This is a genomic window from Denitrificimonas halotolerans (genome assembly GCF_034259425.1).
In the GTDB taxonomy this organism is placed as follows: domain Bacteria; phylum Pseudomonadota; class Gammaproteobacteria; order Pseudomonadales; family Pseudomonadaceae; genus Denitrificimonas; species Denitrificimonas halotolerans.
This window is the reverse complement of record NZ_JAXIVU010000023.1, coordinates 25,356-34,202: the sequence shown is the minus strand read 5'-3', so window position 1 is coordinate 34,202 and position 8,847 is coordinate 25,356. Positions and strand designations below refer to the sequence as shown.

General features: G+C 44.2%; 7 protein-coding genes. All 7 read left to right on the top strand.

Translation table 11 applies throughout. The features are described from left to right. Nucleotides 1–612: 612 nt before the first annotated feature. The 7 genes from TOI97_RS12025 (at nt 613) to TOI97_RS11995 (ending at nt 8,749) form a co-directional block, all read left to right on the top strand. Entirely contained in the window at nt 613–1,248 is a 636-nt protein-coding gene (locus tag TOI97_RS12025; protein WP_321554377.1) for a restriction endonuclease subunit S, read from the top strand. Further along, entirely contained in the window at nt 1,245–2,777 is a 1,533-nt protein-coding gene (locus TOI97_RS12020; RefSeq protein ID WP_321554376.1) for a type I restriction-modification system subunit M, read from the top strand. Before TOI97_RS12025 ends, TOI97_RS12020 begins: the two co-directional genes overlap by 4 nt. Before the next feature lie 115 nt (nt 2,778–2,892). Continuing rightward, the gene (gene dinD / locus TOI97_RS12015; RefSeq protein WP_321554375.1) at nt 2,893–3,771 is read left to right on the top strand and encodes a DNA damage-inducible protein D; all 879 of its coding nucleotides are present in this window, start codon (nt 2,893–2,895) and stop codon (nt 3,769–3,771) included. Further along, nucleotides 3,761–4,564, top strand: coding sequence for a Fic family protein (locus TOI97_RS12010; RefSeq protein ID WP_321554374.1), 804 nt, complete (start codon nt 3,761–3,763; stop codon nt 4,562–4,564). The genes dinD and TOI97_RS12010 overlap by 11 nt, the downstream gene beginning before the upstream one ends. Continuing rightward, on the top strand, nt 4,554–5,735 hold the full coding sequence (locus TOI97_RS12005; RefSeq protein ID WP_321554373.1) for a restriction endonuclease subunit S: 1,182 nt from the start codon (nt 4,554–4,556) through the stop codon (nt 5,733–5,735). Before TOI97_RS12010 ends, TOI97_RS12005 begins: the two co-directional genes overlap by 11 nt. A 12-nt stretch (nt 5,736–5,747) precedes the next feature. Continuing rightward, nucleotides 5,748–6,986: an SIR2 family protein gene (locus TOI97_RS12000; protein ID WP_321554372.1), complete on the top strand. Its 1,239-nt coding sequence runs from the start codon at nt 5,748–5,750 to the stop codon at nt 6,984–6,986. Next, the gene (locus tag TOI97_RS11995) at nt 6,983–8,749 is read left to right on the top strand and encodes an ATP-binding protein (protein ID WP_321554371.1); all 1,767 of its coding nucleotides are present in this window, start codon (nt 6,983–6,985) and stop codon (nt 8,747–8,749) included. Before TOI97_RS12000 ends, TOI97_RS11995 begins: the two co-directional genes overlap by 4 nt. Nucleotides 8,750–8,847 lie beyond the last annotated feature (98 nt).

Genomic DNA, 8,847 nt, shown 5'->3' with positions numbered 1-8,847 from the left:
AACCGCGTTCGGTTATTTGTTTGATGGCCTCAGCTTTGAATTCAGGTGTAAAACGTGGTTTTGCCATGATGCTCTCCTAAAGGTTTATTCTAACTTAAGGAGTGTCTAGTGTTTTAGGGGAAGTCCACAAAGAACTGTTGATATCTTGCTGCATGGCAAAGAATCGGCTGATTATCCGCTTGCAGATCTTCTTTCAGAATTGTGCGGGGCTAAGCCACTGTTATTAGTAAACTGTTTACCCCAATTGCTAGAATGGCGCGCAGCGGTTTGGCAGCACACCACTAAAAATATATAACCACTGTTGCAAGGTGTGGCTTACGTCAGCGCACTCAATCTAATCTAGCGCTTCGGCCTACATAGCGGCGCTCTGTTTAAATCCAGCCACTACTGCTTTTTCACCGTTAGCTAACAAAACTAAATAGCCCTCATAAGTCATTATCCTCCTACTGCGTATTTTTATTGACAGCAAAGCACTGCCAGTGCAGTATGCGCTTACAGTAGGCAGTCGTTAACTGCCTACTGTATATTTTTAAGGGCTAGTATCAGCGACAGATTGCCACCTGCCGCTGTATTTAAAGCCAGCCCTGTGCAACACCCATAAAGGAGCACCACATGCGCAAACCCACTAAGTTAAAGGCTCTCGGAGATATAGCCGATATCCGCACAGGCTTTACCTTTCGAGAGAAAGTCGAAGAGGTCTCAGTCGGTGGCAACGCGCATGTGGCGCAGATTAAAGATGTACGCAGCGCGTGGGAGACAACTCATACTGCTAGGCTGCATGCTCATCAGCTGCCCATGATTAAATGGGAAGGCAAAGATAAAGCCTTCGCTAGCCTAGGCACAGTATTACTACCCTCTCGCGGCAGTAAGGGCGGTTATTTTCGAGCCTCGTGTTTAGTACCAGATCAGTCATCTGAACTGCCTGTGGTTGTCAGTAGCCAATTTCTAGTGATTACGCCCAAACAAGGCATACTGCCAGAATTTCTCTGCTGGTCTCTCAACCGCCCAGAAATGCAACACTGGATATCCGAAGGCGCAGGAAGCCAAGGCACAAGTTTAGTCATGCTGAACGCAAAGCTCGCCAAAGAGCTAGAACTGGCAATTCCTGACCTATCAACTCAGCAAAAAATCCTACACTTGAATGAACTGTGGGAAAAGGAACAGCAGCTGACACAAGCCTTATTAAGCAACCGTGAAACCATGCTGCAAGGCATGTTCCAGCACCTACTTATGGAGAAAAGCTCATGAACAACAAAGTTAATCAAGACAGCATCAACAAAGCTTTATGGGCAGCCTGCGATACTTTCCGCGGCACCATCAGCGCCGACACCTATAAAGACTTTATCCTAACCATGCTGTTTCTCAAATACATCTCGGACGTCTGGCAAGACCACTATGAAGGCTATCAGACTGAGTATGGCGACGAGCCTGAATTGATCCATGAGATGATGAAAAACGAGCGCTTCGTGCTGCCCAAAGAAGCCAGTTTCTATGCCTTGTACGAGCGTCGTCACGAGCCGGGTAACGGTGAGCGTATCGACCAAGCCTTGCATGCCATTGAAGAAGCCAACGGCACTAAGCTGAAAGACGCTGGCAAAAGTGTGTTCCAAGACATCTCTTTCAACACTGACCGTTTGGGTGAAGAAAAACAAAAGAACACGATTTTGCGTCACTTACTAGAAGACTTTGCCAAACCCGAGCTCAACCTCAAGCCCAGCCGTGTCGGCACGCTGGATGTGATTGGCAATGCCTACGAATACCTGATTAAAAACTTTGCTGCCAGTGGTGGCCAAAAGGCTGGTGAGTTCTATACTCCGCCCGAAGTATCAGAGTTAATAGCAACACTATTGGATCCACAGCCTGGCGACAGCATCTGCGACCCTGCTTGTGGCTCCGCCTCATTATTAATGAAGTGCGCGCGTAAAGTTGTTGAAAACCATGGCAGCAAAAACTACGCCCTCTATGGCCAAGAGGCCATTGGTTCCACTTGGTCATTAGCAAAAATGAACATGTTCTTGCATGGCGAGGACAACCACAAAATCGAATGGGGCGACACCATTCGCAACCCTAAGCTACTGGACAAAAACGGCGATTTAATGCTGTTTGACATAGTGACAGCCAACCCGCCTTTTTCTTTGGACAAGTGGGGGCATGAAGATGCCGAAAACGACAAGTTCAGCCGTTTCCGTCGTGGTGTACCGCCAAAAACCAAGGGGGACTTTGCCTTTATCCTGCACATGATCGAAACCCTAAAACCAAAAACAGGCCGTATGGGTGTTGTGGTACCGCACGGCGTGTTATTCCGCGGGGCAGCAGAAGGACGCATTCGCAAGCAACTCATTGATGAGAATCTGCTGGACACAGTTATTGGGCTGCCGGAAAAACTGTTTTATGGCACGGGTATTCCAGCCGCTATTTTGATTTTCAAAAAAGCTAAAACAGACAGCAATGTGCTATTTATCGATGCCAGCCGCGAATTTGAATCAGGTAAAAACCAAAATCAGCTTAGCGAAAAAAATATCGCTAAAATCCTGGCCACCCATAAGGCTCGCGAAACGGTTGATAAATACGCCTATTTAGCCAGCCTGAAAGAAGTTCAGGATAACGATTACAACCTCAATATTCCGCGCTATGTCGATACCTTTGAAGAGGAAGAAGAAATCGACCTAATGGCGGTACGTGCCGAACGTGAGCAGCTCAAAACTCAGCTGGCCGAACTGGAACAGCAAATGGAAAGCTACCTCGCAGAGCTGGGTTACACCCACAGCGGCGCATAAGGAGCAGGCAAATGAGACAGCATGGGATTTCCGACTATTTTGCTGACGTCAGCAAAATGGTCGAAATTGATACAAGTAACCAGCGAAAAATTGATGATGTGGGGAGTAACTAGCCATGAGCACACACCTACAAACACTTAGGCAGACCTTGGAATCAAGGGTTCAAAAGACCGACGAGCAAGGCATAGAGTTTTGGTTTGCTCGTGACCTTCAAGCCCCGCTTGGTTATGCGCGCTGGGAAAACTTTAAAACAGCTATCAACCGCGCTATAGAATCTTGCGAAGCCGCAAACATCCTAGCTTCAGATCATTTTCGTGGCGTCACGAAAATGATCGAAACAGGCAAAGGTGCAAACCGTCCTGTTGAAGACTATATGCTTACTCGCTATGCCTGCTTACTGATTGCGCAAAATGCTGATTCACGCAAACCTGAAATTGCTTTTGCGCAAAGCTACTTTGCCGTGCAAACCAGAAAGCAAGAAATTATTGAAGATAGAATGCGTCTTCAGGCGCGTATGGATGCTAGAGAGCGCCTTAAAGAGTCGGAAAAAGAACTGTCACAAAACATCCACGAACGTGGAGTTGATGGCGCAGGCTTTGGCCGCATCCGCTCCAGAGGCGATCAAGCCTTATTTGGCGGAAACACCACCCAAACCATGAAAGATCGCTATGGTATTGTGGCGACTCGGCCGCTAGCCGACTTTTTGCCTACGCTAACTATCGCAGCTAAAAATTTAGCGACAGAAATGACCAATCATAATGTTCAACAAGAAAACTTACAGGGTGAAGGCTCAATAACTGCAGAGCATATACAAAATAACACCAGTGTGCGCTCCATGCTTGGGCAACGTGGAATTAAGCCAGAAAATCTTCCAGCCGAAGAAGACTTAACAAAGCTGGCAAGGCGTGTTAAAGCAGAAGAAAAAAAGCTAGCCAAGCAAAACCAAGCACTGCCAAAAGATTCTGATACTGCGGAAACTAAAAATGAACAATAATAAGTTGTTTAAGCTTGCTGACTTACTCAAAGCCAGGCTAGACGAACAACGCCCGTTGCCCGCTGAAATAGTCAGCAACCTACATGAGAATTTAGTTCTGCAGTGGACCTACCACAGCAACGCGATTGAAGGTAATACCCTCACGCTTAAAAAAACCAAGGTGGCACTGGAAGGCATTACCATTGGCGGTAAAACCCTGCGTGAACACTTAGAAGCCATTAACCACCGCGATGCCATTTTGTTTGTTGAAGATTTAGTCACCAAACAACAGCCTTTAGATGAGTACAGCGTTAAATCTTTGCATCAACTGGTACTGAAAAACATCGATGCCGACCCTTCTAACAATAATGCTGGCCGTTATCGCCAAGTGAACGTGCTGATTTCTGGTGCTAACCACAAACCACCACAAGCCGTACAAGTACCTGAGCAGATGCAAGCCTTTATAGCGTGGTACACAACCGACGCCCAAGCCTTACACCCTGTTGAACGTGCTGCCCGTGTGCATGGTGAGTTTGTAAAAATACACCCCTTTACCGATAGCAATGGCCGCACCTCACGCTTATTGATGAACTTAGTACTTATGCAGTCGGGCTTTCCAGCCACCGTTATTGAGGTAGAGCAACGCTTAGCCTATTACGAAGCACTGGACACCGCTCATTGCACAGGCGATTACAGCAGCTTTATTGCGCTAGTCGCAGACAGCGTTAAACGCAGCTTTGAGCCTTATTGGTGGGCGTTGGGAAGAGAGGCTGAAATGGCGAGTTATTTAAAGGAGATGGGATATGGTGCCTGAGGATTGGAGTTTCAAATCTCTTGATAGCGCTAAGATAAAGGTTGTTGATGGCGATCGGGGGAAAGAATATCCAAAGGCTGGTGACTTTCTTGAAACCGGATACTGTTTATTTTTGAGCGCTAAGAACGTTACGAAGGCAGGTTTCCTGTTTGAAGAGTTACAGTTTATAAATGAGGATAAAGACAAAAAACTCAGAAAAGGCAGGGTTGAACGCGGTAATATAGTCCTCACAACTAGAGGAAGTGTTGGTCAATTTGCTTATTTTGATAATTCTGTTCCATACGATGTGATGCGTATCAACTCGGGAATGGTAGTGATTGATCCTACTCAATCCGAGCTATTGCCCGAGTTCTTTTACGCTTTGTGTCGATCCTTCATTGTTGGCAAGCAAATTGAGGCAGCCTCCTTTGGTTCAGCACAGCCTCAATTGACTGTTGGCATAATAAAAGGAATCAAATTACCTATTCCACCACTCCCCGAACAAAAGAAAATCGCCCAAATCCTATCCACATGGGATAAAGCCATCACCACCACCGAACAACTACTCGCCAACAGCCAGCAGCAGAAAAAAGCCCTGATGCAACAACTCCTCACCGGCAAAAAGCGCCTGCTGGATGATAATGGGGTTAGGTTTAGTGGAGAGTGGAAGAGAGTTGAGCTTGGCCAACTACTGGATTATAAACAACCAACACCTTATTTAGTGAAATCAACCAACTACTCAAATGACTTCAAAACCCCTGTTTTAACAGCAGGAAAGACGTTCATCCTTGGTTACACAGACGAAACAGATGGAGTATACGATATTGATTTCCCAGTAGTGATATTCGATGACTTCACGACGGCATGTAAGTTTGTAGACTTTCCATTTAAAGCAAAATCAAGTGCACTGAAAATACTCACAGCAAAGCCTAATGTGAACATCAAATATGTATTTGAAGCTATGCAGATGCTTAACTTTATTATCGGTGGGCACCAGCGTCATTGGATCTCAATATTTTCAAATTTAGTTATTTCTCTACCAGACAAAAAAGAACAACAAAAAATCGCTGCTGTGCTTACTTCAGCCGACCAAGAAATCGAGAGCCTGGAGCAAAAAATAGATGCCTTAAAGCAAGAGAAAAAAGCACTGATGCAGCAGCTATTGACAGGCAAGCGTCGGGTAAAACCATAAGGAGAATAGGTTATGACAGAAATATCATTTTATTCATCTGAAGCTAATCAGCTTGATGATAACAACATGCCGGCAAGTGTTGATATTGATGACAAGGAAAATAAGGTTGTTTCTTCGCTCGTAAGATTCGTCAATCAACTCGTTGATGCTGAAAATCTTATTATTTTGGCAGGCTCTGGTACCTCACTTACTTTTAATAAAGATGGGCAAGCTGCAATAGCTCCCAGCATGACCGACCTGTGGCATAGCTGTGAGAGTTTGGATGCGAGCAAATTTGAGGAAGTTCTAAAGTCTGTTAATTATGCTGATGTGGCTGGAACTTGGCCGGATGGTGAACAGAAAAAAGATATTGAACTCCTACTTTCTTTATGTGACTCCTATTTGCCGCTTAAGAATTTAAGCGCAACAAGACAGCGGCGAGTTACGAACTTTTTAAGTGAAGCCAAGAATAAAATAATTAAAGAAACCAGCTTTGTTGACAAAGTTAAAAGTGAAGACTGGCAATCACATAACAAATTTATCAATACTTTAGGCAAAAGATCACCTAAACAGAAACGACTAAAAGTATTCACAACTAACTATGATTTAGCTTTTGAGGTCGCTGCTTCTAACACTGGAGTAATAGTTATTGATGGCTTTGAGTTTTCTAAGCCTTATCGCTTTAACCCAGCTTGGTATCAATACGATATCGTTAATAGAAGCCAAGCATCAGAGAAAGGTGGGGCGTACCTTACTAATATAATTCATTTATACAAAGTGCACGGCTCTGTAGATTGGGTTAGAAGAGGCACAGGTGTGTATAAAAAAGATGAATCCGCAGCAGTTGGTGGTGAACCTGTATTTATCTATCCCAGTAGTACCAAATATCAAAACTCCTATGATTCGCCTTATCTAGATATGATGGCCGCATTCCTTGAAGCTGTTCAAAAACCAAAAACAGCATTGCTGTGCGTTGGTTTTGGATTTAATGATAAGCATCTAAATAATGCCATTACTATGGCGTTGCGCACTAACCCTGAATTTATGATTATGGTGGCAACGAAAGATCCTTTTGATACAAATGGCTCATTTAATGCGGAAGTTCGAACACAGTTTATGAGCGCAATAAAAGCCGGGGATTCGAGAATAGGCATCGCTGATTGTTCATTTAAATCTCTCGCTAGTTTATTGCCAAACAGACACAAACCTAGCCCTGAAGAAACTTTACTCAGCATGTTTGAGCAAGTTATTGCCAAGGGGAGTGAGCAATGAGAGATAAGTGGTTCTCCCCTCACGATAGTAAAAGACGTATTGGTAGCTTATTGGAAGTGTCTGCAACTGAAGCAAAAATCAACCTGACAAAAGCGGGGACAGGTGAGCACACATGGATATTGGGTACTCGCTTGCCAGTAGGTGAAGTAAACGAGTTTGTGTTCATTGACTGTGGGCAGCTCACAATTCTTGCGCGTGTAGTTAAGGTCTGGCTGGAAAGTGGTGAGCGTCTGAGTGTTGATGGTTTCGATGATAGCAAACCGAACAATAACCCTATTGGTTTAGTTCAACTATTAGTGAGCGTTGATGTTGAAACTGGCCTGAATTTTAAAGGTATTAAGCAATACCCTAAACTCGGAGCGCAAGTTTATGCAGCTCATCCAAAGCTAGTATCAATGTTGGCTGAAGGCACCATTGGTACGAGTACTGACTACTTACAGCTGCCAATAGCAGAAATGCCCCACGATTCCTCCGTTACTATACATGTAACGCCTGAAAAGCTTTTTGCTAGGCATTGTGCTGTTTTGGGGTCTACTGGCGGCGGTAAAAGCTTCACCATGGCTAATCTAATAGAAAATGTGCACAAGTTTGGTGGCAAGGTTCTCCTGTTGGATGCCACAGGGGAGTTTTCAAACCTACCCTGCACCAGTTATTACGTTGGTGAGAATCCAAAAGCAAACATTAGCAACAAGCTTACATATCCTCATTGGATGTTCGCAGATTCAGATATTAGGGCATTATTAAGGCCTTCTGCGCAGAGTCAAGCACCTAAACTAGATGAAGCTATAAGAAGCTTAAAGGTTGTTACTCAGTATTGGCAACACACCAGTCATGGCCTACCAATTACAGCTAACTACTGTTTAACAAAATCAGGTCAAACTAAAGCGAGCTTTGAAAATGCTGTGCAGGTAATTAGCAGCATCGAACAACCTATTCCATGGTCATTCACAAATTTAGCTACGCAAATAATAGAAGAGTGTGTTTGGCCTAATGGAGGCACCGCTGCAAATCCTAATCTGACTATATGGGGTAATCGAGCTGAAAACGATGTTGGCCATTGCTTGAACCTTATAGCTCGAGTAAAAGCGATGGCAGCTAATTCCAATCTAAAGTGGCTCCTTGATGTTGATCAGTCACTTAAGACGATACCCAGTATTGTTGAAAAACTGTGTGATTCATCAGAAGGTGAAGTTATACGACTAGATTTATCTGCAATTCCATTTGAAGCCAATGCGAGAGAAATATTAGTTAACGCTATTGGTAGAAAGCTGCTGTCTTGTGCACGTGAGGGTGATATTAATCACGATAAACCATTACTAGTTTTTATTGATGAAGCACACCAGTTCTTAAATAAGAAAATTGGCGACGAAACATCAAGCTTTGCGCTCGACTCTTTTGGAAATATCGCAAAAGAGGGACGTAAATACGGTCTGAATGTTGTTATAGCTACTCAGCGTCCACGCGATGTACCTGAGGACGTTCTAAGCCAGATAGGGACATTAATTGTGCATAGACTAACTAATGAGAAAGATCAGGAGGTGGTGAAAAAAGCAGTTGGTTCAATCGATCAACGTTCCGCTTCTTTTTTACCTGTTCTAGGTCAAGGTGAAGCTCTTTTGCTGGGTGTTGATTTCCCTTTCCCTATGACAGTGAAAATAAAAACTCCGAATAATAGGCCAGAGTCTCGAAGTGCTTCATTCTCTTCCGTGTGGCATATGAATAGCACTCAGGCTGATTATCGAACCAAGCCTGAAACTCCATAGCTTAGTCAAAACAGTAATAAATACGTACTTAAAAACATATCGCACCACGAGCAGTAGGGCTTAAAGAGAGATAACGAATGACACACTACAAACCCAAG